The 24,292-nt window shown below is 60.1% G+C and carries 22 protein-coding genes and 1 pseudogene; 8 read left to right on the top strand and 15 right to left on the bottom strand.

Going from position 1 to position 24,292, the window contains the following annotated elements:
• Positions 1-113: 113 nt before the first annotated feature.
• From K0P33_RS12990 to tal, 3 genes are all read left to right on the top strand, one after another.
• Complete coding sequence (locus tag K0P33_RS12990; protein WP_242155562.1) at positions 114-1,058, top strand: aliphatic sulfonate ABC transporter substrate-binding protein; 945 nt, start codon at positions 114-116, stop codon at positions 1,056-1,058.
• 147 nt (positions 1,059-1,205) lie between these two features.
• The gene (locus K0P33_RS12985; RefSeq protein WP_242155560.1) at positions 1,206-1,427 is read left to right on the top strand and encodes a hypothetical protein; all 222 of its coding nucleotides are present in this window, start codon (positions 1,206-1,208) and stop codon (positions 1,425-1,427) included.
• 314 nt (positions 1,428-1,741) lie between these two features.
• Complete coding sequence (tal, locus tag K0P33_RS12980; protein ID WP_094953421.1) at positions 1,742-2,665, top strand: transaldolase; 924 nt, start codon at positions 1,742-1,744, stop codon at positions 2,663-2,665.
• Between the two features lie 31 nt (positions 2,666-2,696).
• Here the strand turns inward: tal and K0P33_RS12975 are convergent.
• From K0P33_RS12975 to K0P33_RS12955, 5 genes and pseudogenes are all read right to left on the bottom strand, one after another.
• Positions 2,697-3,039, bottom strand: a pseudogene (locus K0P33_RS12975) (hypothetical protein).
• Between the two features lie 88 nt (positions 3,040-3,127).
• A complete protein-coding gene (gene aqpZ / locus K0P33_RS12970; RefSeq protein ID WP_094953422.1) occupies positions 3,128-3,826 on the bottom strand; it encodes an aquaporin Z in 699 nt (232 codons plus the stop codon).
• Between the two features lie 140 nt (positions 3,827-3,966).
• Positions 3,967-5,151 carry a sugar transporter gene (locus K0P33_RS12965; RefSeq protein ID WP_094953423.1) on the bottom strand — a complete coding sequence of 395 codons (1,185 nt, stop codon included), beginning with the start codon at positions 5,149-5,151 and terminating at the stop codon, positions 3,967-3,969.
• Between the two features lie 111 nt (positions 5,152-5,262).
• On the bottom strand, positions 5,263-5,625 hold the full coding sequence (locus K0P33_RS12960; RefSeq protein WP_094953424.1) for a hypothetical protein: 363 nt from the start codon (positions 5,623-5,625) through the stop codon (positions 5,263-5,265).
• An 87-nt stretch (positions 5,626-5,712) separates the two neighbouring features.
• On the bottom strand, positions 5,713-6,711 hold the full coding sequence (locus K0P33_RS12955; RefSeq protein ID WP_094953425.1) for a bile acid:sodium symporter family protein: 999 nt from the start codon (positions 6,709-6,711) through the stop codon (positions 5,713-5,715).
• 85 nt (positions 6,712-6,796) lie between these two features.
• On the opposite strand from K0P33_RS12955, the gene K0P33_RS12950 reads away from it, so the two are divergent.
• Positions 6,797-7,585 (top strand): helix-turn-helix transcriptional regulator, encoded by a 789-nt coding sequence (locus K0P33_RS12950; RefSeq protein ID WP_094953426.1) that lies wholly within the window; start codon positions 6,797-6,799, stop codon positions 7,583-7,585.
• Positions 7,586-8,699: 1,114 nt separating this feature from the next.
• Here K0P33_RS12950 and K0P33_RS12945 read toward each other — a convergent pair.
• Positions 8,700-9,713: an ABC transporter substrate-binding protein gene (locus K0P33_RS12945; protein ID WP_242155557.1), complete on the bottom strand. Its 1,014-nt coding sequence runs from the start codon at positions 9,711-9,713 to the stop codon at positions 8,700-8,702.
• Between the two features lie 165 nt (positions 9,714-9,878).
• On the opposite strand from K0P33_RS12945, the gene K0P33_RS12940 reads away from it, so the two are divergent.
• On the top strand, positions 9,879-10,310 hold the full coding sequence (locus tag K0P33_RS12940; protein ID WP_242155556.1) for a hypothetical protein: 432 nt from the start codon (positions 9,879-9,881) through the stop codon (positions 10,308-10,310).
• Between the two features lie 1,193 nt (positions 10,311-11,503).
• On the opposite strand, the gene K0P33_RS12935 is transcribed toward K0P33_RS12940, so the two are convergent.
• The 6 genes from K0P33_RS12935 to K0P33_RS12910 form a co-directional block, all read right to left on the bottom strand.
• On the bottom strand, positions 11,504-13,246 hold the full coding sequence (locus tag K0P33_RS12935; protein ID WP_094951502.1) for an ABC transporter substrate-binding protein: 1,743 nt from the start codon (positions 13,244-13,246) through the stop codon (positions 11,504-11,506).
• Positions 13,247-13,377: 131 nt separating this feature from the next.
• Positions 13,378-13,650 (bottom strand): DUF2160 domain-containing protein, encoded by a 273-nt coding sequence (locus tag K0P33_RS12930; RefSeq protein ID WP_094951503.1) that lies wholly within the window; start codon positions 13,648-13,650, stop codon positions 13,378-13,380.
• Positions 13,651-13,660: 10 nt separating this feature from the next.
• Positions 13,661-14,461, bottom strand: a complete 801-nt coding sequence (locus tag K0P33_RS12925) for a carbohydrate ABC transporter permease (protein WP_242155555.1) — start codon at positions 14,459-14,461, stop codon at positions 13,661-13,663.
• 10 nt (positions 14,462-14,471) lie between these two features.
• The gene (locus tag K0P33_RS12920; protein WP_025858174.1) at positions 14,472-15,338 is read right to left on the bottom strand and encodes a sugar ABC transporter permease; all 867 of its coding nucleotides are present in this window, start codon (positions 15,336-15,338) and stop codon (positions 14,472-14,474) included.
• The gene (locus K0P33_RS12915; protein ID WP_242155554.1) at positions 15,335-16,432 is read right to left on the bottom strand and encodes an ABC transporter ATP-binding protein; all 1,098 of its coding nucleotides are present in this window, start codon (positions 16,430-16,432) and stop codon (positions 15,335-15,337) included. The genes K0P33_RS12920 and K0P33_RS12915 overlap by 4 nt, the downstream gene beginning before the upstream one ends.
• Entirely contained in the window at positions 16,432-17,526 is a 1,095-nt protein-coding gene (locus K0P33_RS12910; RefSeq protein ID WP_242155553.1) for an ABC transporter ATP-binding protein, read from the bottom strand. The genes K0P33_RS12915 and K0P33_RS12910 overlap by 1 nt, the downstream gene beginning before the upstream one ends.
• Positions 17,527-17,824: 298 nt before the next feature.
• Here K0P33_RS12910 and K0P33_RS12905 point away from each other — a divergent pair, with 298 nt between their 5' ends.
• Positions 17,825-19,657 (top strand): sigma-54-dependent Fis family transcriptional regulator, encoded by a 1,833-nt coding sequence (locus K0P33_RS12905; RefSeq protein WP_242155552.1) that lies wholly within the window; start codon positions 17,825-17,827, stop codon positions 19,655-19,657.
• Positions 19,658-19,796: 139 nt separating this feature from the next.
• Here the strand turns inward: K0P33_RS12905 and K0P33_RS12900 are convergent, their stop codons facing one another.
• Positions 19,797-21,911, bottom strand: coding sequence for a TonB-dependent receptor (locus K0P33_RS12900; protein ID WP_242155551.1), 2,115 nt, complete (start codon positions 21,909-21,911; stop codon positions 19,797-19,799).
• Positions 21,912-22,179: 268 nt separating this feature from the next.
• On the opposite strand from K0P33_RS12900, the gene K0P33_RS12895 reads away from it, so the two are divergent.
• A complete protein-coding gene (locus tag K0P33_RS12895) occupies positions 22,180-22,338 on the top strand; it encodes a hypothetical protein (protein WP_176462952.1) in 159 nt (52 codons plus the stop codon).
• An 80-nt stretch (positions 22,339-22,418) separates the two neighbouring features.
• Positions 22,419-22,970, top strand: coding sequence for an XRE family transcriptional regulator (locus K0P33_RS12890; protein ID WP_176462956.1), 552 nt, complete (start codon positions 22,419-22,421; stop codon positions 22,968-22,970).
• A gap of 49 nt (positions 22,971-23,019) precedes the next feature.
• Here the strand turns inward: K0P33_RS12890 and K0P33_RS12885 are convergent, their stop codons facing one another.
• Together K0P33_RS12885 and K0P33_RS12880 are read right to left on the bottom strand one after the other, a co-directional pair.
• The gene (locus K0P33_RS12885) at positions 23,020-23,532 is read right to left on the bottom strand and encodes a hypothetical protein (RefSeq protein ID WP_242155550.1); all 513 of its coding nucleotides are present in this window, start codon (positions 23,530-23,532) and stop codon (positions 23,020-23,022) included.
• 267 nt (positions 23,533-23,799) lie between these two features.
• Positions 23,800-24,090 (bottom strand): hypothetical protein, encoded by a 291-nt coding sequence (locus tag K0P33_RS12880; protein WP_094951509.1) that lies wholly within the window; start codon positions 24,088-24,090, stop codon positions 23,800-23,802.
• Between the last annotated feature and the right edge of the window lie 202 nt (positions 24,091-24,292).

The raw sequence follows: 24,292 nt of genomic DNA, 5'->3' as shown, positions 1-24,292 counted from the left end.
CCCCATTCATCGAAACGCAGTAAAAGCGCCCTAAGCTCAGACCGAAAGAGTATTTATCGAATGCTTTTTACAACTTTAAGCTTGGCCATATTTCGCTGAATATCGAGCGCGCCATGTCTATTCGCCGCCCCCTCGTTGTTGTCCTCGGGTTGTTGGCTTTTTCGATCGCGGCCAGTGCTGAGGCCCAGGAAACCGTGCGCATCGGTTACCAGAAATCCTCAACCCTGATCACTCTGCTGAAAACCCAGGGCACCCTGGAAAAAGCCCTCAAGGCCGACAATATTGGCGTGAGCTGGCACGAGTTTCCCAGCGGCTTGCCGCTGCTCGAAGCGCTGAACGTGGGCAACGTCGACATCAGTGCCGACGTGGCCGACACCGTGCCGATCTTCGCTCAGGCCGCCCAAGCCAAACTCACCTACTTCGCCCAGGAGGCGCCCTCGCCTTCAGCCCAGGCCATCGTGGTGCGCAAGGACTCGCCGATCCAACAGTTGGCGGATTTGAAAGGCAAGAAAATCGCGGTCACCAAGGCCGCCGGCACTCACTATTTACTGATCGCCGCGCTGGCCAAAGCAGGTTTGGCGTTCTCGGATATCGAGCCGGCCTACCTGTCGCCGGCAGATGGCCGCGCGGCCTTCGAAAACAACAAGGTTGACGCCTGGGTCACCTGGGAACCCTTCCTCACCAGCGTGCAGCGTCAACTGCCGACCCGCACCCTGGCGGACGGCGCCGGCCTCGCCAGCTACAAGCGTTATTACTTGACCGGCACGCCCTACGCCAAGGCGCATCCCGAGGTGTTGAAGGTGGTGTATGCGCAATTGGAAAAAGCCGGCCAGTGGGTGAAAACCAACCCGCAGGACGCGGCGAAAGTGCTCGGCCCGCTGTGGGGCAACCTGGACGTGGCCACGGTTGAAGCCGCCAATGCGCACCGCAGTTATGAAGTGCAACCGGTGACGGTGGATCAGTTGGGGGAACAGCAGAAGATCGCGGACGCATTCTTCAAGGCCGGGTTGTTGCCCAAGGCAGTGGATGCCAAGGATGTGCAGACTTGGAAGCCCTGAGGTCTATCGACAGGCCTCATTCTTCAAGCGCGACTTGTTATAAAACCTATCGCCAATTGTTCTGATTACCTGTCAATTATCACAGTAGACGCCCCCTGCGAGTCTTTTTAGGCTGTCGTGGTAAACCCATCATGCAAGGAGCATCCCATGGCAATCGTCGAAACTTACAAAGGTTATCAAATTGAAGAAGGGCTAACGGGGGGCCGTTACGACAGCAATAACAACCTGGTTGATCAGGTCAAGGCTTACACCACCATAAGCCCTACTGGAAAGAGAAACAGCATAACCAAAGACACGCTAGCTAGCGCGAAGAAATACATTGATGACGCAATCTCGCCGCCGCCTCCTCCTGCCGGCCGTCCCTTTTAATAAGCGAACGTACTAAATGCGTCGCGAATGATCATGGAAGGAGAAAAAGCTCATTTGGCAACCCTACCGGGTGGCCGCAAAAAGGGCTTTCTCTCCTTGCGATCAGGTCACCGAGCATGATTTTCGCCATCCACGCGCGCTACATTGCCGATGCCACCGAGTGTCTCGCCGCTTGGATGTGCAACTGTTGCAGAACCGCTGACCACACAAAGTCGGCTTTCCAGAGGCTTGACGGATTAGCGAGCGGGTAAACAAGCCGTCCAGGAAGTGGTACAACAGGTGCCCTTGCCCACCCTTCCTGGAGGCCGCCGCTCATGACGTCCAAGCTCGAACAACTCAAGCAATTCACCACCGTGGTCTGCGACACCGGCGACCTCGAAGCCATCAGCCGCCTGCGCCCGGTGGACGCCACCACCAACCCGTCGTTGCTGCTTAAAGCCGCCGCCATCCCGGAATACGCCGAGCTGCTGCGCAATGCCGTGAACCTGTCCAAAGGCGACGTGGGCCTGGCCTGCGATCACTTTGCGGTGTCGGTGGGTGCCGGCATTCTGAAGGTGATTCCGGGGCGCATCTCCACCGAAGTCGACGCGCGTCTGTCCTTCGATGAAGACGCGCTGTGGGCCAAAGCCAACCAATTAATCGCCCTGTACGACCAGGCCGGCATCAGCCGCGACCGTGTGCTGATCAAGCTGGCCTCCACCTGGGAAGGCATCCGCACCGCCGAACGCCTGGAAAAGGCTGGCATCCAGACCAACCTCACCTTGCTGTTCTCCTTCGCCCAGGCCGTGGCCTGCGCCGATGCGGGGGTGTTTTTGATCTCGCCGTTCGTGGGCCGCATCTACGACTGGTACCGCAAAAACACCGGCCTGGACTACACCGGCGTTGATGACCCGGGCGTGCAGTCGGTAACGCGCATCTACAACTACTACAAGGCCAACGCCATTGAGACGGTAGTGATGGGCGCGAGCTTTCGCACCCTCAGCCAGATCGAAGAGCTGGCCGGTTGCGACCGCCTGACCATCAGCCCCGACTTGCTGCAAAAACTCGATGAGGATAACGGCCCCCTGGAACGCAAACTGCTGCCGGGCGCCGAAGGCGAAGCGCGTCAGCAATTGACCGAAGCGCAGTTCCGTTGGGCGTCGAATGAAGATGCGATGGCCACAGAGAAACTGGCGGAAGGCATTCGACAGTTTGCGCGGGATCAGGAGAAGTTGGAGGCGGTGTTGGCTGCGCTTTAACAGCGCACCATGACCCGTGTGGCGAGGGCGCTCAGAACGGCCCCTTCGTCATCACCCGCTCATCAATAAACCCGCGCAACATGCCAATCCGTTGCATCTAGGCGTCACTCAGGCAACTCACCCGTGACCCGCACCTGCGCCGCTGCTTGAGCCAGGCCGCTTGCCCGTCCACCCATGGCCATGAAGTGCTTGTTCAGGCCGTAGAGCAACGCCATCGTTACGTCCTGGTCATTGAGATTGCGGTTGGCGCAGATGGCGATCTCGTCAGCGGCCTTGGCCTTCGTGCAATCAAAACTGGCGGCTTGGCTTGAAAGGCTGAGCATCCGTGTGCAAATACCGGTGAAGAGTGCGGGTTTGATCAATGAACATGGCATCGGCAATCGGCTCCGGGAGGCATTGGCAAACGGCGGCCTTATAGATAGGCCCGCCGCCGCCAAACACGCTCTCGGAAACGACTCGCGCTTAGTTGCGCTCGCCCAACACACGGGCTGCCAACGCACCCAGTATCCCGCCCACGATCGGCGCCAGCCAGAACAGCCAGAGTTGCGAAATGTACTCGCCCCCGGCCACCAGCGCTGGCCCGGTGCTGCGAGCCGGGTTGACGGAGGTGTTGGTGACGGGGATTAGGACCAGGTGAATCAAGGTCAGTGCCAGGCCGATGGCGATCGGCGCAAAACCGGCCGGCGCACCCGGCGCAGTCACCCGCATGATGATCAGGACAAAGAAGAACGTGGCGATCACTTCTGCCAGCAGCGCGGCAAACAAGTCGAACTTGCCTGGGCTGAGCGGGCCATAACCGTTGGCGGCAAAACCGCCCGCCGAAAAATCCGGTTGCCCGTTGGCGATCTCGAACAGTGCCGCAGCGGCAACCGTCGCGCCAAGCACCTGCACCGCAATGTACGGCAGCACATCAACGCTGCGAACACGACGCCCCACCCATAAGCCGATCGTCACCGCCGGGTTGAAATGCCCGCCGGAAATGCCACCCACCGCGTAAGCCATGGTCAGCACGGTGAGACCAAACGCAAGGGAAACACCGACAAAACCAATGCCCAACCCTGGGTATGCCGCGGCCAGAATGGCGCTGCCACAGCCGCCGAACGTTAGCCAGAAGGTACCTAGAAACTCTGCGGTCAAACGTTTTTGCACAATCGACTCCATTGCATTCCAAGTGCCACGCCTCTTGTTCAAGGTCGTGGCAATTGCCGTCACCACGGGATGTGGCAGGCCCGGCGCGACGGTAGCAATGGGCAACAAAACGCCCTGTAGGAATTGTCTTTAATCTGTGCCGATTTTTCGCGTCAGCTACGCGCCACACCCTGGCCATACCGATGAATCGCCAGGCAGTACCCAATCAACGCCACCGCCGCCAGCGCCCCACCTGCCGCGCCGATCCAGGCGAAGCCGAAGTGGCTGCCGACCCAGCTGCCCATCAGGGCGCCGCCGCCGATGCCGATGTTGTAGATGCCGGAGAACATCGCCATGGCCACGTCGGTGGCGTCCGGTGCCAGCACCAGAACCTTGGATTGCATGGCCAGGCCAAAGCCCATGATCGCCATGCCCCAGAACACGCTCAGGCCGACGAGGTATGACTCGGCGCCGCTCAAGGGCAGCATCAGCGCCAGGCACGCGGCGAGCAGGAACACCGCGCTGACCACGAAGAGGTGCGGGTTGAAGCGGTGCACGAGGCTGAACAGCAGCGAGCCGATGATGCCCGCGCCGCCGAACACCAGTAGAAACAGGGTCACCACATTGCCACTCAGGCCGGCAACGCCTTCGACAAAGGGTTCGATGTAGCTGTAGGCCGTGAATTGCGCAGTCACCACCATGGCGGTGAGCACGTAGAGCGCCACCAGTGCCGGGCGTTTGAACAGCATCGGCAGGCTGCGCAGCGAGCCGGAGTTCTGGCTCGGCAGCGCCGGTAAAGTGCGCGCCAACCAGAACACCAGGGCGGCGGCGAACGCGGCGATCACCAGGAACGTGGTGCGCCAACCCATGGCTTCGCCGAGCAGGCGGCCCAGCGGAATGCCCAAGACCATCGCCAGGGACGTGCCGGTGGCCAGCAGGCCGAGGGCTTGCACTTGCTTGCCTTGCGGCGCCAAGCGCACGGCCAAGGAGGCCGTGATCGACCAGAACAGCGCATGGGACAAGGCAATACCGATGCGGCTGACCATCAGCAAGCCGAAGCTGGTGGCGACGCTGGAGAGGATATGGCTGGCGATAAACAAGCCGAACAACACGATCAGCAACTTGCGCCGCTCGACGTTACGCGTCAGCAGCATCACCGGCAGCGAGGTCAACGACACGATCCAGGCATAGATGGTGAGCATCAGGCCGACGCTGGCGATGGGCATGTCGAAGCTGGCGCCGATGGCGCTGAGCAGGCCGACCGGTACGAATTCGGTGGTATTGAATACAAATGCGGCCAACGCGAGGGCGATGACCGGTTGCCAGTTGGCTTGGGGGGTTGCGGCTGAAATGCTCATTGGCGGGCGAGGTACTCTGGCGATGATCCTACGGCCACGCAGAACAGCGCCGCCGCCGAGCATTCTATAGGTTTCTGGCCACGCTGTTGACGCGGATCGTCGCGCTGAGGTTTAGGGCGAGGTCATGGTGATCACGTAGTTGCCCGACTGGATCGGCTTGCCGGCGCTGTCCACCAGCAGATAGCGCTGGTCGTAATAGCGCCCGTTGCCGCTGTCTGCCACCAGCTTGACATGGGCGGCATTGACGCTGGCCACCGGCGACACATTGCTCACATCGAAGCGGCTGCCCCGGTTGGAAATGGCGCACCCGTTCAGTTCCATCACCGCGCCGCTGCGCGCATTTGTCGCACACCCAGGTTCCACGATGGCGCCAGTGAAATAAATGGTGCCCTGCCCCACTGTCTGTGCCGCAGCACAGGCACCTGCCCAGAGGCAAAACAGGCCGGTAAATACCGAAATACCTTTAACGTTCATGCCGACACTCCTTATTGGGCTCTCAATAAGGGTAGTCGTCTGGGCAGGCGTTAACTTGAGGGGATTCGGCCAAGGGTGTGACCTAGATCACGGATCCACCTGCCCCATCATCTCGGGGATGCTTTCCGGCCGCTTGGCGTAGCGCTGCGCCAGCGCCGCACACACCATCAACTGGATCTGGTGAAACAGCATCAGTGGCAGAATCAACACGCCCATGGTCGCGCCGGCAAACAGCACCTGGGCCATCGGCACGCCGGTGGCGAGGCTTTTCTTCGAGCCACAGAACAAGATGGTGATGCGGTCTTCCTGGTTAAAGCCAAAGGCCTTGCCCAGCACCGCGGACGCCACCAGCACCAGCGCCAGCAACACGCAGCACGCGACCACCAAGCCGCCCAGCTCCCACAGCGGGATCTGATGCCAGATGCCTTCGTTGACCGCTTCGCTGAACGCGCCGTAGACCACCAGCAGGATCGAGCCCTGATCGACGAATTTCAGCCAGGATTTGTTGCGGCCCACCCACTCGCCGATCCAACGACGGGCAATTTGCCCGGCAACAAACGGCAGCAACAGCTGCACGCTGATTTTCAAGATCGCGTCGACGGTCGAGCCCGCGTCACCGTGCACATTGAGCAGCAGGGCCACCAGCAACGGCGTGAGGAAGATGCCGAACAGGCTGGAGGCCGCTGCGCTGCAGATCGCCGCCGGGATATTGCCGCGCGCCAATGAGGTGAAGGCAATCGCCGATTGCACCGTGGCCGGCAACGCGCAGAGGTAGAGCATGCCCATGTACAGGTCTTTGCCGATCAGCGGCGACAGCAACGGCTTGAGCGCCAGGCCCAGCAGGGGGAACAGCACAAAGGTCAAGCTGAACACCAGCAGGTGCAGGCGCCAGTGCCCGGCACCGGCGACGATGGCCTGGCGCGACAGCTTGGCGCCGTGCAGGAAAAACAGCAGCGCGATAGCCAAGTTCGTCACCCAGCCAAAGGCCACGGCGGTCTGGCCGCTGGCGGGCAGCAATGAAGCGAGGATCACCGTGGCGATCAGGATCAGTGTGAAGTTATCGGGCAAAAAACGCGGGCGGGTCATAAGCAAATCTTCCAGGGGTTGCCAAGAGCATCGCTGCGACTCTAACGTAACGGCTTATTACCGACTAACGCCAATGAGCCAGTAAATGCCGCCTAAAGGACATGACAAGACCGTGCGGCGCAGTGTGCCCGGGCTTTCCAGCCTGCCACGACCGGTGTATGGGCGCACCGAATCGTTGCCCAATCGTGCGCTGACCCGCCGGCACAGCCACCCGTGGGTGCAGTTGTCTTACGCGATTTCCGGGGTGCTGGAGATCCAGACCAGCGTCGGCCGCTTCGTCGCCCCGCCCCAGCGCGCGGTGTGGATCCCGGCGGGCGTGCCGCACCGAGTGTTCAGTTCGCCACACACGGAAATGCGCAGCCTGTACCTCGATTGCAGCGTCACCGCGTGGGCGGCCGAGCGTTGCCAGGTGCTGGAGGTGAGCAGTTTGTTGCGCGAGTTGATCCGCAGCTTCAGCGAGCTGCCGGTGGAATACACCGAGGATGGGCCCGATGGGCGTCTGGCCCAGGTGGTGCTGGACCAGCTTGCGGCTGCGCCCCAGGTGGACTTGATGCTGCCGTTGCCCCACGACGTGCGGTTGCGGCAGATCTATCGCAGCCTGAATCTGCACCCGGAACAGCATACGACCTTGGGAGACTGGAGCCGCAAGCTGGGGGTGAGTGAGAAGACGCTCAGCCGGTTGTTCCTGAGTGATACCGGGCTGACGTTTCGCGCATGGCGCCAGCGGCTGCGGCTGCTGAGTGCCCTGCCGGCGCTGGAACAAGGTGAGCGGGTCACGGATGTGGCGCTGGGGTGTGGGTATGAGTCGACGTCGGCGTTTATCGCAGCGTTTCGTCAGCAGTTTGATGCAACACCGGGGGAGTTCTTTCGCTGATGCTCGGGCGATGAGGATCAAAGGTGGGAGCTGGCTTGCCTGCGATAGCGGTGGGTCAGCTGGAAATATGTCAGCTGACACGGCCTCATCGCAGCATGGGTATCTACGCAACTTTTTGTGTTGCGCTAAGTTTTTGACCGGTTTTTTAGGTAGATATGAGTACATATCCGTTGCTGCGGTAACGGCTACCTAGGGTTCCGCTCTTACAGCGGGTCACTTTTGGAAAAGAGCCCCAAAAGTAACCAAAAGGGCTCTTGCCCCACCACTCGGTGCCTCGCCTAGGCTCGGCATGCCCTCACTCCGGCTTGAATCCGTGGGCCGCCGCCATGGGCCATCCTTGGCCCATCGCGGCTAACCCGGCGTCCTGCCGGGTTACCCACGGATTCAAGCCTGCGTTCGGCCATCGTGGTTAACGGGGCGCCTCAGATCAAGATCAAGATCAAAAGCACGGCGGCCTAGTAGCCGACCTGAGTGGTAGAAGCAAAAGCAGGGCAAAAGCACAGCAGAAGCAGATCTGCTTTTCTGTGGGAGCTGGCTTGTCGGATCGCCGCACCGCTGCGATGCAGACACCTGGGTCCATCAGGTACACCGAGTTGATGCCATCGCAGGCAAGCCAGCTCCCACATTAGATTGAGTTCAGTTTCAGAGATCAGGTCGGCTGTCAGGCCGCCTTGGCTTCGCTTTTGATCTAACCACTCAGGTCGGCTACTAGGCCGCCGTGCTCTTGCTTTTGATCTTGATCTTAGGCGCCCCGTTAAACCACGCTGGCCGAACGCAGGCTTTGGAGCGGGGGTAAACCGGCAGGACGCCGGTTTAGCCGCGATGGGCCAAGGATGGCCCATCGCGGCGGCCCCCGCTCCAAAGCCGGAGTGAGGGCACACCGAGCCTAAGCGAGGTGCCGAGTGGTGGGGCAAGAGCCCTTTTGGTTACTTTTGGGGCTCTTTTCCAAAAGTGACCCGCTGTAAGAGCGGAACCCATAGCAGCCGTTACCCAAATAACGGATATGTACCCAGCCCCCCGCGACAACCAAAAAATTCAACCCATAAAAAGATGTGTAGATACCTATGCTCATCGCAGGCAAGCCAGCCCCCACATTGTGTGTGCGTATCTGAGATCAGCTGCCATCCCCGCCATGTGCCTCTTCAAAGAAGTAATCCTTCCAGCTCCCCGCCTTGTTCTTCAACACGCCCAGCTCCTGCAACTTCTCGGCATAAATGTAGGTACGTTGCGGCACGATGGTGAAATCGATTTCCGGGTCCTGGACGATTTTCTCCACCAGCTCCAACGGCAGCTTGGATTCCTCTACGCGGATATACGCCCTGGCCGCCGCAGGCTTGTCGGCCTTGATGATCTTCTCGGCCTCAGCCAGCGCGGCGTAGAACGCCTTATAGGTTTTGGGGTTTTCATCATGGAATTTCTGTGTGGTGTAGAGCACGTTGAACGTCGCCTGCCCACCGAGAACGTCGTAGGAACTGAGTACCTTGTGCACATTCGGGTTGAGCAATTCCTGGTACTGGAATGGCGGGCTGGAGAAGTGCGAATTGATCTCCGAACCACCGGCAATCAACGCTGCCGTGGCGTCGGGGTGGGCCAGGCTGATGGAAATATCGTCGAACTTCTTGAAGTTGGCAGCGCCGAACTGCTTGGCGGTCTCGATCTGCAAGGTGCGCGACTGGAAACCCACGCCGGCGGCGGGCACGGCGATGCGGTCTTTCTCGGTGAAGTCCTTGAGCGTCTTCACGTTAGGGTTGTTGGTCAGCAGGTAGTTGGGCATCGAGCCCAAGGAAGCAATGGCCTTGACGTTCTGCTTGCCCTTGGTACGGTCCCACAGCGTGAGCATCGGCGGCACACCGGCCGAGACCACGTCCAAGGCGCCAGCCAGCAGCGATTCATTCATCGCAGTGGCGCCGGAAATGCTGTTCCATTGCACCGTGATATCCAGGCCCTGCTCCTTGCCGTGTTTCTCGATCAGGTGCTGGTCGCGCACCACGTCGAGGATCAGGTAGCCGATGCCGAATTGCTGGGCAATGCTGATCTTGCCTTCGGCCTGGGCGCCGGGGCTGAGCACGGCGCTGGCGGCGGCCAGCGACGCGGCTAAAAGGGTCAGGGAGGAACGCTTGAATATCATGGAGGTCTGCCGCGCTTTCGAGAAGGTGATGAAGCCTAGCGGCGATGTTTAAGACAGGAAAAGAATATCGGGATCTATTGTTATGCAAATTATCCCCAAAATGCCGTGTGGCTGTTATTGTGCCGCGCTTTGAAATACACCTGCCGACCTGCGAGGAAATGGACGTTGAACACTGACGATAAAATGACCGGGGACTTGTTCGAGGTGGATAAGCGCCTGTCACTCAAGCCCGTGGTGGACTTCAACACCTACCTGCGCAGCGCGTTCGGCGACGGCCCCTGCACCTGTGTACGTTGCGCCGCCAGCAACGGCGATGAAACCGGCTACGCGTTCCAGCACACGTTCAACTTCGACGGCAAACCGACCCACCGTCGCTTCGCCTCGACCGCGGGCAGCGATGTGTTGATGAAGCTCAAGCAGGCGTGGCTGTCGTACACCAAGGCCGAGTTGCCGCTCAGTGGTGTGCTGGCGTTGGACACGGTGAAAGAGTTTGTCGAGCCGCAGTTGCACCAGCGCCTGGCGCCACTGCTGCTGGCCAGTGGGTTGGCCAAGGATGTCGACGGCGTATTGCAGATCCAGCCACAAGCCCTGAGCTGAGCTGATTGCGAGATCGCCGCCATTTACTGCGGAAGCTGGCTTGCCTGCGATAGCCATAGGTATCTACGCAACTTTTTGTGTTGCGTTTAGCCTGCGATGGTTTAGGTAGATTGAGTACATATCCGTTGCTGCGGTAACGGCTGCTTAGGGTTCCGCCCTTACGGCGGGTCACTTTTGGAAAAGAGCCCCAAAAGTAACCAAAAGGGCTCTTGCCCCACCACTCGGTGCCTCGCCTAGGCTCGGCATGCCCTCACTCCGGCTTGAATCCGTGGGCCGCCGCCATGGGCCATCCTTGGCCCATCGCGGCTAACCCGGCGTCCTGCCGGGTTACCCACGGATTCAAGCCTGCGTTCGGCCAGCGTGGTTTAACGGGGCGCCTAAGATCAAAATCAAGAGCAAAAGCACGGCGGCCTAGTAGCCGACCTGAGTGGTTGAAGCAAAAGCAGGGCAACAGCACAGCAGCACACTCTCTGTCTGATGTACCGAGATCCAACTGTGGGAGCGGGCTTGGCTGCCAGCACTGCAGTGCTCTGCTTTTCTGTGGGAGCTGGCTTGCCTGCGATGCAGGCACATCGGTCCATCAAGTACACCGAGTTGATGCCATCGCAGGCAAGCCAGCTCCCACATTAGATTGAGTTCAGTTTCAGAGATCAGGTCGGCTGTCAGGCCGCCTCGGCTTTGCTTTTGATTTGCTTCAACCACTCAGGTCGGCTACTAGGCCGCCGTGCTCTTGCTCTTGATTTTGATCTTAGGCGCCCCGTTAAACCACGCTGGCCGAACGCAGGCTTTGGAGCGGGGGTAAACCGGCAGGACGCCGGTTTAGCCGCGATGGGCCAAGGATGGCCCATGGCGGCGGCCCCCGCTCCAAAGCCGGAGTGAGGGCACACCGAGCCTAAGCGAGGTGCCGAGTGGTGGGGCAAGAGCCCTTTTGGTTACTTTTGGGGCTCTTTTCCAAAAGTGACCCGCTGTAAGAGCGGAACCATACGAAGCCGTTACCGCAGCAACGGATATGTACCCACCGCCCCCGCGACAACCAAAGAATTCAACCCATAAAAAGATGTGTAGATACCTATGCTGCAATGGCGGTGCATCAGCCACTGATGTGTTGGCTGGCAGACCGCTATCTCAGGCAAGCCAGCTCCCCACATTCGAAGCGGCACCTAAGTGCCGCTTTGTACTACCGCCCAACGCGTTTACTTACGCGCCGCCTCCCACGACTTGAGCAAATCACTGTAAGCCACGGTCTCGCCTTTAGGCTTCTCATTGGCCAGTTTCGGCTTCGGCGCGCCCGGCTGGTCGAACCAGTACTGAGCATCACGCTCGGGGTTCATTTTCGGGCCACACACCGGCTGCACTTTAGAGCGCTCCAGGCGCGTCATGATCGCGTCCTGTTCCTTGGCCAGGTTATCCAACGCCTGCTGCGGGGTTTTCTCACCGCTGGCAGCCGCCGCGATGTTGCTCCACCACAGCTGCGCCAGGCGTGGATAGTCCGGCACGTTGGTGCCGGTCGGCGTCCACTCGACCCGCGCCGGGCTGCGGTAGAACTCCACCAGGCCACCAAGTTTGGGCGCCAGGTCGGTCATGGCCTGGGAGTTGATATCGGACTCACGAATCGGCGTGAGGCCAACGATGGTTTTCTTCAGCGACACGGTTTTCGAGGTCACGAACTGCGCGTAAAGCCAGGCCGCGAGTTTCTGCTTCTCGGGGGTGGATTTGAGGAAAGTCCAGGAACCCACGTCCTGATAGCCCTTCTTCATGCCCTTTTCCCAATAAGGCCCGACCGGCGAAGGGGCCATGCGCCATTTCGGCGTGCCGTCGGCGTTCACCACCGGCAGGCCAGGCTTGGTCATGTCGGCGGTAAACGCGGTGTACCAGAAGATCTGCTGGGCGATGTTGCCCTGGGACGGCACCGGGCCGGATTCGGAGAAGGTCATGCCCGCCGCCTCAGGTGGTGCGTAGGCTTTCATCCAGTCCACGTATTTCTGCGTAGCGAATACGGCGGCCGGGCCGTTGGTGTCGCCGCCACGGGTCACGCTGGAGCCCACCGGGTGGCAGTCCTCCACACGAATGCCCCACTCGTCCACCGGCAAGCCGTTGGGCAGGCCTTTGTCGCCGCCACCGGCCATGGAGAACCAGGCATCGGTGAAGCGCCAGCCGAGGGACGGGTCTTTTTTGCCGTAGTCCATGTGCCCGTAGATGCGTTTGCCGTCGATTTCCTTGACGTCTTCGCTGAAGAATTTGGCAATGTCTTCATAGGCCGACCAGTTCACCGGGACGCCGAGTTCGTAACCGTATTTTTCCTTGAACTTGGCTTTCAGCTCCGGGCGCTCAAACCAATCGGCGCGGAACCAATAGAGGTTGGCAAATTGCTGGTCGGGCAGCTGGTAGATCTTGCCGTCCGGCGCGGTGGTGAAGGAGATGCCGATAAAGTCTTTGATATCCAGGGTCGGCAAGGTGAAGTCTTTGCCTTCGTTGGCCATCAGGTCGGTAATCGACTCGGTCTTGCCATAGCGAAAGTGCGTACCGATCAAGTCGGAATCGTTGACCCAGCCGTCATAAATGTTCTTGTCGGACTGCATCTGGGTTTGCAGCTTTTCCACCACGTCGCCTTCCTGCAGCAGGTCGTGGGTCAGCTTGATCCCAGTGATTTCGCTGAAGGCCTTGGCCAGCACCTTGGACTCGTACTCGTGGGTGGTGAGGGTTTCCGACACCACGTTGATCTTCATCCCACGGAACGGCTCGGCCGCCTTGATAAACCACTTCAACTCTTCGAGCTGTTGGGCTTCGGTGAGGGTGGACGGTTTGAACTCGCTGCCGATCCATTTTTTCGCCGCATCTTCATACGCATCGGCCCAGGCCGTGGCGCTCAAACCGCTGAGGGCCAGTACGGCGGCCAATGAAATGCTATGTCGCAGCTTATTGTTTTTATTCAACATAGAGACCTCCTGGTTAATTTCAAACGGGACTACAGACGCGACGCGCCCCTGAGTCTGTGCAGGCCCGAGCGTGTTGTGGCGAGGCAGCTTGCTCACTCGCCACAACACGCTCGGGCCTGCACAGAACATGTCTAGCCCCAACGCATCACACTCAACAGCCACACCACAGACAGCGCGGACGCCGCCCAGATGCTCCAGTCGGTAACGCCGATCACCAATAAATGCAGGTAAGCGCTGCCGAGAAGACCGATAAACAAACGATCACCACGGGTGGTGCTGATCGGCAACACGCCGCGCCGCGGGATGCTCGGCGAGCGCAATTCCCACGTGGTCATGCCCACCAGCAACAGGGCAATACCGCCAAAGAACAACGCGGTGGGGGTGGTCCAGGCCATCCATTCCATCATCGACTCCTCAGACCCGGCCGAGGGCAAAGCCCTTGGCCACGTGGTTGCGAACAAACCAGATCACCAGCATGCCCGGCAGGATGGTCAACACCCCCGCCGCCGCCAGAACGCCCCAATCAATCCCTGAGGCTGACACCGTGCGGGTCATCACCGCCGCGGTGGGCTTGGCGTTGACCGAGGTCAGGGTGCGCGCCAGCAGCAGCTCGACCCAGGAAAACATGAAGCAGAAAAACGCCGTCACACCGATGCCGGAGCCGATCAGCGGAATAAAAATCTTCACGAAAAACTTGGGAAACGAGTAGCCGTCGATGTAGGCGGTTTCGTCGATTTCCTTGGGCACCCCGGACATGAAGCCTTCAAGGATCCACACCGCCAACGGCACGTTGAACAGGCAATGGGCCAGGGCCACAGCGATGTGGGTATCAAACAACCCGATGGACGAATACAGCTGGAAAAACGGCAGCAGGAATACCGCCGGCGGCGCCATGCGGTTGGTCAGCAGCCAGAAGAACAAGTGCTTGTCACCCAGAAAACGGTAGCGCGAGAAGGCATACGCCGCCGGCAGCGCCACGCTCAGGGAAATCACGGTGTTCAGGCTGACGTAGTACAGCGAGTTGAGGTAGCCGGTGTACCAGCTCGGGTCGGTAAAGATCACCTTGTAGTTGGCCAAGGTGAAATCCTGCGGAAACAACGTCAGCCCGCCGAGGATTTCAGTGTTGCTCTTGAAGGACATGTTCAACAGCCAGTAGATGGGCACCAGCAGGAACAGGATGTAGATGAGTAAGGGTATTAGCTTGCGTTTGCTCATGTTGGCGGCCTCAGCGGTTGGCGTCGGAATGGGTCATGGCGGTGTAGAACAGCCAGGACACCAACAGGATGATCAGGAAGTACACCAGGGAAAACGCCGCCGCTGGGCCCAGGTCGAATTGGCCGACAGCCATCTGGGTCAGCGTCTGACTCAGAAAGGTAGTGGCGTTACCCGGTCCGCCACCGGTGAGCACGAAGGGCTCGGTGTAGATCATGAAACTGTCCATGAAGCGCAGCATCACCGCGATCAGCAGCACGCTTTTCATCTTCGGCAACTGGATATGTCGGAACACCGCCCAGGCGGACGCACGATCAATCCGCGCGGCCTGGTAGTACACATCCGGAATCGCCCGCAGCCCCGAGTAGCACAGCAGCGCCACCAGCGAGGTCCAGTGCCACACGTCCATCACCAGCACCGTGACCCACGCGTCCATGGTGTTGGCCGCGTAGTTGTAGCTGATGCCCAACGCGTTGAGGCTGTAACCCAGCAAGCCAATGTCGGCGCGGCCGAAGATCTGCCAGATGGTGCCCACCACGTTCCACGGAATCAGCAGCGGAATCGCCAGAATAATCAGCACCAGCGACGACCAGCGGCCCTTGGTCGGCATGGTCAGGGCGATGGCGATACCCAGCGGGATTTCGATCAACAGCACGCAGGCCGAGTAGATGAACTGGCGCAGCAAGGAGTCGTGCAAACGCGGGTCGAGCAAGACCTGCTTGTACCAGTCGGCGCCGACAAAGTAGCGGCTGGACTGGTCGAAGATGTCCTGCACCGAGTAGTTGACCACGGTCATCATCGGGATCACCGCACTGAACGCCACCAGCAGGAACACCGGCAACACCAGCCACCAGGCCTTGTTGTTCTGCACCTTGTTCATGGCTGCACCTCCAGCAGATAGTCATCGGCGTAGACCATCAGCCATTGCGCGGGGAAGCTGATCGAGGCTTTGCCTTCGGGCACCGGCTTGTCTTCGGCCAGGCGCACTTTCAACGGCGCGCCGTCGAGGTTGAGGGTCATGATCTTGTAGGTGCCAAGGTCTTCGACGTGAGTGACGTTGGCCTGCAGCGCGTCAGGGTTGTACTCGTCCCACACGTGGATAAATTCCGGGCGGATGCCCACCTGCAGTTTCTTGTAGCCGGTGTCGCGGATGCGCTGCTGCAACGCCTCGGACAAGGGCAACAGTGTCCCGGCAAAACGCACCCCGCCCGCCTCGGCCTGCACCTGGATCAGGTTCATCCCCGGGCTGCCGATGAAATAGCCGACAAACGTGTGGCTGGGCCGCTCGAACAACTCGCGCGGCGTACCGAACTGCACGATCTGCCCGCCGTACATCACCGCGATTTTGTCGGCAAAGGTCGAGGCTTCGAGCTGGTCGTGGGTCACGTAGACCATGGTGATATTGAACTGCTCGTGGATCTGCTTGAGCTTGCGCCGCAGCTTCCACTTCAGGTGCGGATCGATCACCGTCAGCGGTTCATCGAACAGGATCGCCGACACGTCATCGCGCACCAGGCCACGGCCCATGGAGACTTTCTGTTTTTCATCGGCCGTGAGGTTGCGCGCCTTTTTGCTCAGCAGGTTTTGCAGGTCGAGGACCTCGGCAATTTCCTGCACCTTGCTGTGAATTTTCGCCTCGGGCATGCCTTGGTTGCGCAGCGGAAAGGCCAGGTTATCGAACACGGTCATGGTGTCGTACACCACCGGGAACTGGAACACCTGGGCGATGTTGCGTTTTTCCGGAGTCAGGTCGTTGACCACTTTATGGTCGAACAGCACCTGGCCTTCCGACGGGCTGAGCAGGCCGGAGATGATGTTCAGCAAGGTCGACTTGCCGCACCCCGACGGCCCGAGCAAGGCGTAGGCGCCGCCCTGCTCCCACACATGGTTCATTTCCCGAATCGCGTAGTCCTCAGGGCCAGCCGGCGTAGGGCTGTAGCTGTGGGCAAGGTTCTGCAAATGGATCTCGGCCATCAGGCAACCCTCGCAATACGGCGCCCAGGGGCCTGGACCAAGCGGCCCTGGCCATCGAACACAAAGAGTTTATGGGTGGGGATATACACGCGGATCGGCGCGTCGACGTCGTACTCGTGTACGCCCGGCAGGTGCAGCACCAGCAGGAAATGCTCGCTGCGCACGTGCAGGAAAGTTTCCGAGCCGCTGATCTCAGCCACCTCCACGGTGACGGCCAGCTCCAGGTCATCGTCGTTGCTCGGCACCAGGCTGATATGGCTGGGGCGCACGCCAAAGCGGAACTCGCCCTCGCCGATGGGTCGCAGGTCGACGTTGAGCGGGAAGTGCACAAAGTTGGCGAAACTCACTTCATTGCCGCTGATACGTCCGGGCATCAGGTTAATCGGCGGCTCGGAAAACAGCTCGGCCGCCAGCACCGTCTGTGGCTGGTGGTACACCTCGGCAGCCTTGCCGCTCTGGATGACACGGCCTTCATGCAGGATGGTGGTGGTGCCGCCCAGGGCCAGGGCTTCGTTGGGTTCGGTGGTGGCGTAGATGGCAATGGTATGGCGCGCCTTGAACAGTTCGCGCATTTCCTGACGCAGTTCTTCGCGCAGTTTGTAGTCCAGGTTCACCAGCGGCTCGTCGAACAGGATCAGTTCGGCGTCTTTGACCAGCGCACGAGCCATGGCCGTGCGTTGCTGCTGGCCGCCCGACAGCTCCAGCGGGTGGCGCTGCAGGAACTTCTCGATGCGCAGCATCTTCGCGGTTTCCAGCACTTTGCTCTGGATCAGCTCGTTGGACACACCGGCCTGGCGCAACGGCGAGGCGATGTTCTCGAACACGGTCATGGTCGGGTAGTTGATGAACTGCTGGTAGACCATCGACACATTGCGCAGGCGTACCGGCTTTTGCGTGACGTCCACGCCATTCATCAGGATGCGGCCGCTGTCGGGCTTGTCCAGGCCAGCCATCAGGCGCATCAGGCTGGTCTTGCCGGACAGGGTGCGGCCGAGCAACACGTTGAAGGAACCGGCTTCGAAACGCAGGTTGGCGTCGTCGATCCAGGTTTGGCCTTCGACGACGCGGGAGACATGTTCCAGGGTCAATGACATGACACGCCCTTTTTATTATTGGAATGAATCTGGCAACCCTGCAGAGCGAGTTTCGTGCCAGAACTGGCAGGTGGTTGATCTGTAAGGAGATGGGTCAAATACGCTGTTCAGGCATGAACACGAGTGAACACCCCTGGCTGAACAACTGAACAGGCGCGGGGTTGACAATGAACAGTTGTGAACAACAATTGATGGGCGACACAGATCTAAAGGTGGGAGCGGGCTTGCCCGCTCCCACCTGTTTAAAACTGCTCCTCCAGCAGATTGACCCCACAACAATAAAAATGAAGGTCGCCCCATGGCCGAACCCTTGGCTCACGACACCCTTATCCAGGAGTCCTGGCGGCGTTGCCGCGCATTTGGCCTGGACCACCAGAGCACGCCCAGCTTCGACCAACTGCCCGCCGAGGGCATCAGCCAGTTATTGGAAAGCCAGCATTCACTGGTACAGACCACCCATCAGGAAGTGCTGCCCTACTACGAAAACATCCTGAGCAATTCCAACTGCCTGATCATGCTGGCCGACAACCAGGGCCAGGTCCTGACTTCGTGGGGCACGCAGCGGTTTATCGAGCCGAAACTGGCGCGCGGTTTCAGTGCCGGCGCCAGTTGGCAGGAGCGCAGCAGCGGCACCAACGCGATCGGCACCGCGCTCGCCTGCGCGCAGGCGGTGCATATCGAGCATGACGAACACTTCCTCAAGGCCAACCGCTTCATGACCGGCTCGGCGGCGCCGATCTTCGATGCCCAGCGCGAAATCATCGCGGTGCTGGACGTGTCCAGCGACAGCTACCTGCCGCCCTCCCACACCTTGGGCATGGTCAAGATGATGAGCCAGACCGTGGAAAACCGGCTGATCCTCAACCTGTTTCGCGGCGAGCACTTCCAACTGACCTTCAACACCGGCCTGAACAACCTCGACAGCCAATGGGCGGGTTTGCTGATTTTTGACGAGAGCGGCCAAGTGCTGTCGGCCAACCGTCGCGCGGATAATTTGCTGGGCATTTGCCTGTCGCGGGTGCTGATCGACAGTTTGTTCAAGGTGTCGCTGCTGGAGCTGTTGAATCAGCCGGAAGGCATGCCGTTCTCGCTGCAAGCGGCGGGACGCAATCGGTTTCAGTGTTTATTGAAGCGGCCGAAGAAAATGCCGGTGCAGGCGCGCGTGTTCAGTGAGCCCAAGCTCAGCAAAACGGCCCCCGCAAAACCGACGTCGATCGGCCTCAACACCCTGCATTTTGGCGATGTGCGCGTGGAAAAAGCCGTGCGTCAGGCCGTGCGCCTGCTGGAAAAGGACATTCCGCTGCTGATTCACGGGGAGACCGGCGTCGGCAAAGAGGTGTTTGTCAAAGCCCTGCACCAGGCCAGCTCGCGCAGCGCGCAGGCGTTTATCGCGGTGAACTGTGCGGCGATTCCGGCGGAATTGGTCGAATCGGAACTGTTCGGCTATGAAAAAGGCGCCTTCACCGGCGCCAATCAGAAAGGCAGCATCGGCCTGATCCGCAAGGCAGACAAAGGCACGCTGTTCCTGGATGAGATCGGCGATATGCCGCTGCCGACCCAGGCCCGCCTGCTGCGCGTGCTGCAGGAACGCTGCGTGCAACCGGTGGGCAGCAGCGAGCTGTTCCCGGTGGACTTGCGGATCATCTCCGCCACCAACCGCGCGCTACGCGAATGGGTACAGGCCGGGCGCTTTCGCGAGGATTTGTATTACCGCATCGGCGGCCTGACCCTGGAGCTGCCGCCGCTGCGTGAACGTACCGACAAACAGGCGCTGTTCCAGCAGTTGTGGCAGCAGCACCGCGAACCGACCCAATGGGCCGGGCTGAGCAGCGAGGTGCTGGCGTTGTTCGAGCAGCACCCGTGGCCGGGGAATTTGCGCCAGGTAAGCAGCGTGTTGCAGGTGGCGCTGGCGATGGCCGAGGAGCAGCCGGTGCGCCCGGAGCATTTGCCGGATGATTTTTTCGTGGACTTGAAGGTGACGGCGCCATTGCCTGCCAGCGAGTTTCTCGAGGATGGCATCGACCTGACGCAACGCCTGAAGGCGGCGGGCGGGAACATTTCCCACTTGGCGCGGGAACTGGGCGTCAGCCGCAATACGCTGTACAAGCGCCTGCGGCAGCACGAAAGCTGACTTAGCGCGGCAGGTCTGCACCCGTGGTGTTTTTTTGGGCGTTACACGCCAGTGGTTGTGGCGAGTGGGAGCTGTTGTGGCAAGTGGGCCTCCTGTTCCGAGCGGGCTTCCTGTGGCGAGCGGGTCATACAGGTGTTGCTTAACGCCAGCGCCACGACACGCCGGTGTAGATGCCCCGCCCGTCTGCCGGTGTGGACCGCGCCATATCCAGGCCCTTGTCGTCGTAACCCGGTGTGACGGTGTTGGCGTAGCGACGGTTGGTGAGGTTGCGCACGTCGACCCAGGCTTGCCAGTCCTGCTTGGGCGCGTCGTAGCCAAAGGTGGCGCCGAGGGTGGTGTAGGCCGCCGCGTAGTAGGTGTTGGCGTAGTCCACCGCCACGCGGGATGAATGCTCGGTGTTGAGGCTGGTGTAGAAACCCGTCGGGTGGCTGTAGCGCAGTTGCGCCTGGTAGTAGTGCTTGGGGATGCCCGGTAAGGTGTTGTCGCCGAAACGCTCGTCGTCGCGATAGTGGAAGTCGCTGTAGGTGTAGGCCTGGCGCAGGGCCAACTGACCGTTGCGACCGCCGTCCCAGAGTGGGCTGAGCACGCTCAATTCTACGCCTTGGTGCACCGTGGGGCTGGCGTTGGCTTCGGCGATGATCGCGCTGCTATTGATCGTTGCTGCCTGGGTTTCCACCGTGAGCAATTCGTGGCGCACTTCGGAGCGGTACAGCGCCAGGTCCCACTGGCCGAACCACTGCTCGCCTCGCCCGCCGAACTCCAGGGTGGTAGCGGTTTGGTTGCGCAGGCTCACGCCTTCACGCGCTAAGCCGTTAGCCGGACCACTCGAAAAGTACTTGTTGGAACCCCAAATCATCGACCACGCATGCGGCGGCTCGACCGAGCGGCTGAGGTTGCCGTACACCTGCAATTGCGGGGTGAAGTCATAGCGCAGGCCGATACGCGGGGCGTAGTCCCAATCATGTTGGCTGAGCGGCGCCTGCCCTTCGGGGTAAGTGACCTGGGTTTCGCGGCGGGTGTAGATCGCGGCCAGGCCGGTGGTCAGCCATAAGTCCGGTACCAACTCCAGATCGTTGCCGATATGCAGCACGGTGTCCGAGCCGAGATAGCTGTAATCGCGGGTCTTGGTGCCGGGCGCGTAATACTTTGTGGGATCAGTGGAAGGCACGCGCACATATTCCGAGGCACCGTTATTCGGCATCGCCTGGGTGGTGCGCAGGCCAACCGTGGTTTTACTGTCGTGGCCGAACACGGTGTCCTGGCGGATGTAATTCAGGGTGCCGCTGATATCGGTGTAGGCGACTTTCAGGCGGTTGGTGCCCTCGCGCAAGTCCATCGGGTAGTCGTGATAGGCCAGCCCAACCTCGACGCGGGCATTGTCATCCAACTGCAAGGTGGTCTTGTTGGCGATCCACGTGGAGCCTGGCTGCAGGCGTTTGGAATCACGGGCGGCGTTAAGGCTGTTGGCGGCCGTTGGCGTGTGGCTGATCTGGTAACGCGTCAGCTTGCCGGGCGTGTCGTTGGTGGTTTCGCGGTAACGCAAATAGAACCGCGTCTCCAGGTCCGGGTTGAAACGGTAGCCGAAGTTGGCCGCCACGCCCTTGCCCGTGCCGGCGCTCTGGTGCTGGTAGCCGTCGGACTCCGAGCCGGTGAGGCTGATGTAGTAGTCGGCATCGCCCAGCACCTGCCCGGAGCTGATCTCGCGCTGGGCATAACCGCGACTGCCCACGTCGTAACGTACTTGCAGCGTGGGCGCGTCGTAGCCGGTGCGCGTCACGTAGTTGACCGCGCCACCCAAGGCCAGCGCGCCCTGATCAAAGCCGTTGGCGCCGCGCAGCACCTCGACGCGGCTTTGCCACAGCGGGTCTTTGAGTTCATACGGCGTACCGCCGGGGCCGGTGAGCGGCAAACCGTCGAACATTTCATACAAGCCAGAGGCGTGGGAACCCGGGCTGCGGTTCAAGCCCGAACCGCGGATCGAGAGTTTCACGCCTTCATTGTTGGCCGCCTTGGCGTACACCCCGGCCTGGTACTTGAACACATCCTCGTTGGTGCTGACCCGGCCCTGCTGCACGCTGTTCATGTCGATGTAGTGAGTGCCGCCGGGCACGCTCTTGAGTTGCGCCTGGGCCACTTCACCTGCGCTGGCTTCGCTGCCGGTGACCTCGACCGGCGCCAGTTGCAGTGCGTCGGCGTGCACCAGCGAACTCAAGGTCAGGGTGGCAAAAAGCAGCGGAGGTTGACGCAACAGCATGGGCAAGTCCTTCGAATTCGGGGGCGTGACAGGCACAGACCAAGTGGGCGGCCATCACACGAACAGTGATGGGAAGCCAGGCAGGCCTGCCAGGTCACGCCTGATTAACGGACCAGCCCCTTCCCACAACAGCGTCCGACGCGTTTTTTTAAGTCCAAAAACGAATTAACACATGCAAACTCAGTATTTAAAGAAATAACCGCTACACATTACTGTGGAGCCATTGAGTCATTTACGTGGGCCAACCAGGCCCCAAGAGATCGCCCCCATGCAAACATCCGCCACCGTCATCGACTTCACCCTCCACCGTAAACGCCGCCAGGCACGTGCAGCGGCCGAGTTGATGTGGGCGATGTACGCGGCGCGTGCCGGGCTTGCGGTGTTTACCGTACAGGCGGCGCCGTCCAGTGATACGCGCCGGGCGTAACGCCGATAAATTTCCTACACGTGCTTGCCGAACCGCCCGAACCCCTTCCAAAGCCCGGCCTTGATGATGACGACACCAGCCTGTGTGTCGCGCAGAACCTGCAACGCCTACGCAGCAAACGCCACCTCTCCTTGGACGGCCTGGCGCGTGCCTGCGGCGTCAGCCGGGCGATGCTGGCGCAGATCGAATCCGGCCGCAGCGTGCCGTCGATCAAGGTGCTGTGCAAAATCGCCAAGGGTTTGAAGGTGTCGGTGGCGGCCTTTCTGGAAGACCGTGCCTTTGAAGGTGTCGAGGTGTTGCCGGCGCAACAGAGCAAACGCCTGGTGAGTGCCAACGGCGCGTTCGTCAGCCGTGCGTTGTTCCCCTACGACACGGCACGCCAATCTGAATTCTATGAAATACGCCTGCGGGCCCTCGGCGAAGAAGTGTCCGAAGGCCATGGCCCCGGCATCCAGGAAAACCTGGTGGTGGCCCAAGGTGTGCTGGAAGTCAGCGTCAACGATGAGCGCTACCTGCTGTCCACCGGCGACTCGATTCTGTTCTACGCCGACCAGCCCCACCGCTACCGCAACCCGGCAGACAGTGAGGCGGTGGCGTTCCTGGTGATCACCTACCCGGAACGTCTGGACTGAATGCAAAACGCCCCGAATCATCGGGGCGTTTTTTATGCTGCGGGATCTATCAGCAAGTGCAGCACATCATCGGCATGCCGTTGCAGCTCATCATCATCGGCATCGCGCAGTCGTTCATCAGCTTGTTCATCAGCTTGTTCATCAGCATGCAGCAGTTTTCCATCATGGCCATGCTCATGCCAGGCATCGGCATCATTTTGCACTGCAGGCTGTCGCCCATCAGGGTGCATTCCATCATGCACTTCATCATCGGCATCGACATGCCCATGGCCATCATCGGCATGTTCATGTCAGTCATCATTTTCATGGCGTCGGCCGACATGCACATCATGGTCATGTTGGCGCACTGCATCATCATCGGCATACCGCAGTTCATCATCATCGCCATCATTTCGGCGTTGGTCTTGAACTGAGCCATGTCCATCCCGGCCGCAGGCTTCATGGTGCACATCATGGCGCCGCCGGCCATTTCACATTGCAGGGTGGCCATCATCATCGGCATGCCCATCATCGGCATCATTGGCATGGAGGTGTTCATCGGCATCTGCATTGCATTCATCATGTTCGAAACTCCGTAATCGACAGCAAATGGCTAAGGTCTGGCGCCGATTCTAGAGACGCCGGGCAGCGGCGCAAGACGGCGGCAGAGCAGCAAAAATGGCTGTTCGGGGGCAAGCTTAGTTAATCAGAACAGCTGCGCAGGCTGTGATGACGGACGGAGCGTTGCTACGACGTCTAAACACTCTTGTTTATGCCGATAAACGTCGCTGTGGATATGCGATTCAGGTCTTGAGACCAACCGTAAGGAAATAAACGATCTAAACAGTGTTTAAAAAACCACGCCCTTCGTCGTATCGGCCCCACGTTCCAACGCGCACATTAAATCATCCGCCTCCGTTCCCGCTGGGAACCTGAACCCAAGCATCTCATCGCACGCCAGAATATCGGCGAGCGTTTCAAGCAGCTGCGCCTCGGTGGGCGCGTCGCGTAGCAGTTTGTGTGCGGGCAATAGCACCTCGGCGGGGACGCCTTGAGCACTCGCCACGTCGATCACGGCAAACAGGATAAATCGCAGGCGAATTTCGCGTTCAGTAGGCCAAACCGTTTTTTGCTTACCCAAGTCAGGCACTCATCATTAGGAAAAGTCCGAGGCTATGGCCGACCGGGAGGTGTTTCAAGCAGAGGAAGGCAAGATAGGCCACTTCCTACATAAGAGAGAGAAACGCCGTACTGGCTTAAACACAATGTGTTTTGCCCATTCAGATCAGTCGGGGCATGGCGCGCGCTCGAAGGGTTACACTTGCGGCTTTTTGACCACCAGG

Origin of the sequence: Pseudomonas sp. ArH3a, from assembly GCF_022648765.1 — a bacterium.
Classification (GTDB): Bacteria; Pseudomonadota; Gammaproteobacteria; order Pseudomonadales; family Pseudomonadaceae; genus Aquipseudomonas.
The sequence above is the reverse complement of the archived record's forward strand: the minus strand, read 5'-3'. Positions and strand labels throughout refer to the sequence as shown.

Bases quoted from the DNA above. Each gene is read 5' to 3' on its own strand.
- K0P33_RS12955 (WP_094953425.1), bottom strand. From the start codon at position 6,711: ATGACCCGCCCGCGTTTTTTGCCCGATAACTTCACACTGATCCTGATC.
- K0P33_RS12985 (WP_242155560.1), top strand. From the start codon at position 1,206: ATGGCAATCGTCGAAACTTACAAAGGTTATCAAATTGAAGAAGGGCTA.
- tal (WP_094953421.1), top strand. From the start codon at position 1,742: ATGACGTCCAAGCTCGAACAACTCAAGCAATTCACCACCGTGGTCTGC.
- K0P33_RS12925 (WP_242155555.1), bottom strand. From the start codon at position 14,461: ATGAGCAAACGCAAGCTAATACCCTTACTCATCTACATCCTGTTCCTG.
- K0P33_RS12965 (WP_094953423.1), bottom strand. From the start codon at position 5,151: ATGAGCATTTCAGCCGCAACCCCCCAAGCCAACTGGCAACCGGTCATC.
- K0P33_RS12895 (WP_176462952.1), top strand. From the start codon at position 22,180: ATGCAAACATCCGCCACCGTCATCGACTTCACCCTCCACCGTAAACGC.
- K0P33_RS12945 (WP_242155557.1), bottom strand. From the start codon at position 9,713: ATGATATTCAAGCGTTCCTCCCTGACCCTTTTAGCCGCGTCGCTGGCC.
- K0P33_RS12910 (WP_242155553.1), bottom strand. From the start codon at position 17,526: ATGTCATTGACCCTGGAACATGTCTCCCGCGTCGTCGAAGGCCAAACC.
- K0P33_RS12990 (WP_242155562.1), top strand. From the start codon at position 114: ATGTCTATTCGCCGCCCCCTCGTTGTTGTCCTCGGGTTGTTGGCTTTT.
- K0P33_RS12900 (WP_242155551.1), bottom strand. From the start codon at position 21,911: ATGCTGTTGCGTCAACCTCCGCTGCTTTTTGCCACCCTGACCTTGAGT.
- K0P33_RS12930 (WP_094951503.1), bottom strand. From the start codon at position 13,650: ATGGAATGGATGGCCTGGACCACCCCCACCGCGTTGTTCTTTGGCGGT.
- K0P33_RS12920 (WP_025858174.1), bottom strand. From the start codon at position 15,338: ATGAACAAGGTGCAGAACAACAAGGCCTGGTGGCTGGTGTTGCCGGTG.
- K0P33_RS12960 (WP_094953424.1), bottom strand. From the start codon at position 5,625: ATGAACGTTAAAGGTATTTCGGTATTTACCGGCCTGTTTTGCCTCTGG.
- K0P33_RS12950 (WP_094953426.1), top strand. From the start codon at position 6,797: ATGCCGCCTAAAGGACATGACAAGACCGTGCGGCGCAGTGTGCCCGGG.
- K0P33_RS12915 (WP_242155554.1), bottom strand. From the start codon at position 16,432: ATGGCCGAGATCCATTTGCAGAACCTTGCCCACAGCTACAGCCCTACG.
- aqpZ (WP_094953422.1), bottom strand. From the start codon at position 3,826: ATGGAGTCGATTGTGCAAAAACGTTTGACCGCAGAGTTTCTAGGTACC.
- K0P33_RS12885 (WP_242155550.1), bottom strand. From the start codon at position 23,532: ATGATGAATGCAATGCAGATGCCGATGAACACCTCCATGCCAATGATG.
- K0P33_RS12935 (WP_094951502.1), bottom strand. From the start codon at position 13,246: ATGTTGAATAAAAACAATAAGCTGCGACATAGCATTTCATTGGCCGCC.
- K0P33_RS12905 (WP_242155552.1), top strand. From the start codon at position 17,825: ATGGCCGAACCCTTGGCTCACGACACCCTTATCCAGGAGTCCTGGCGG.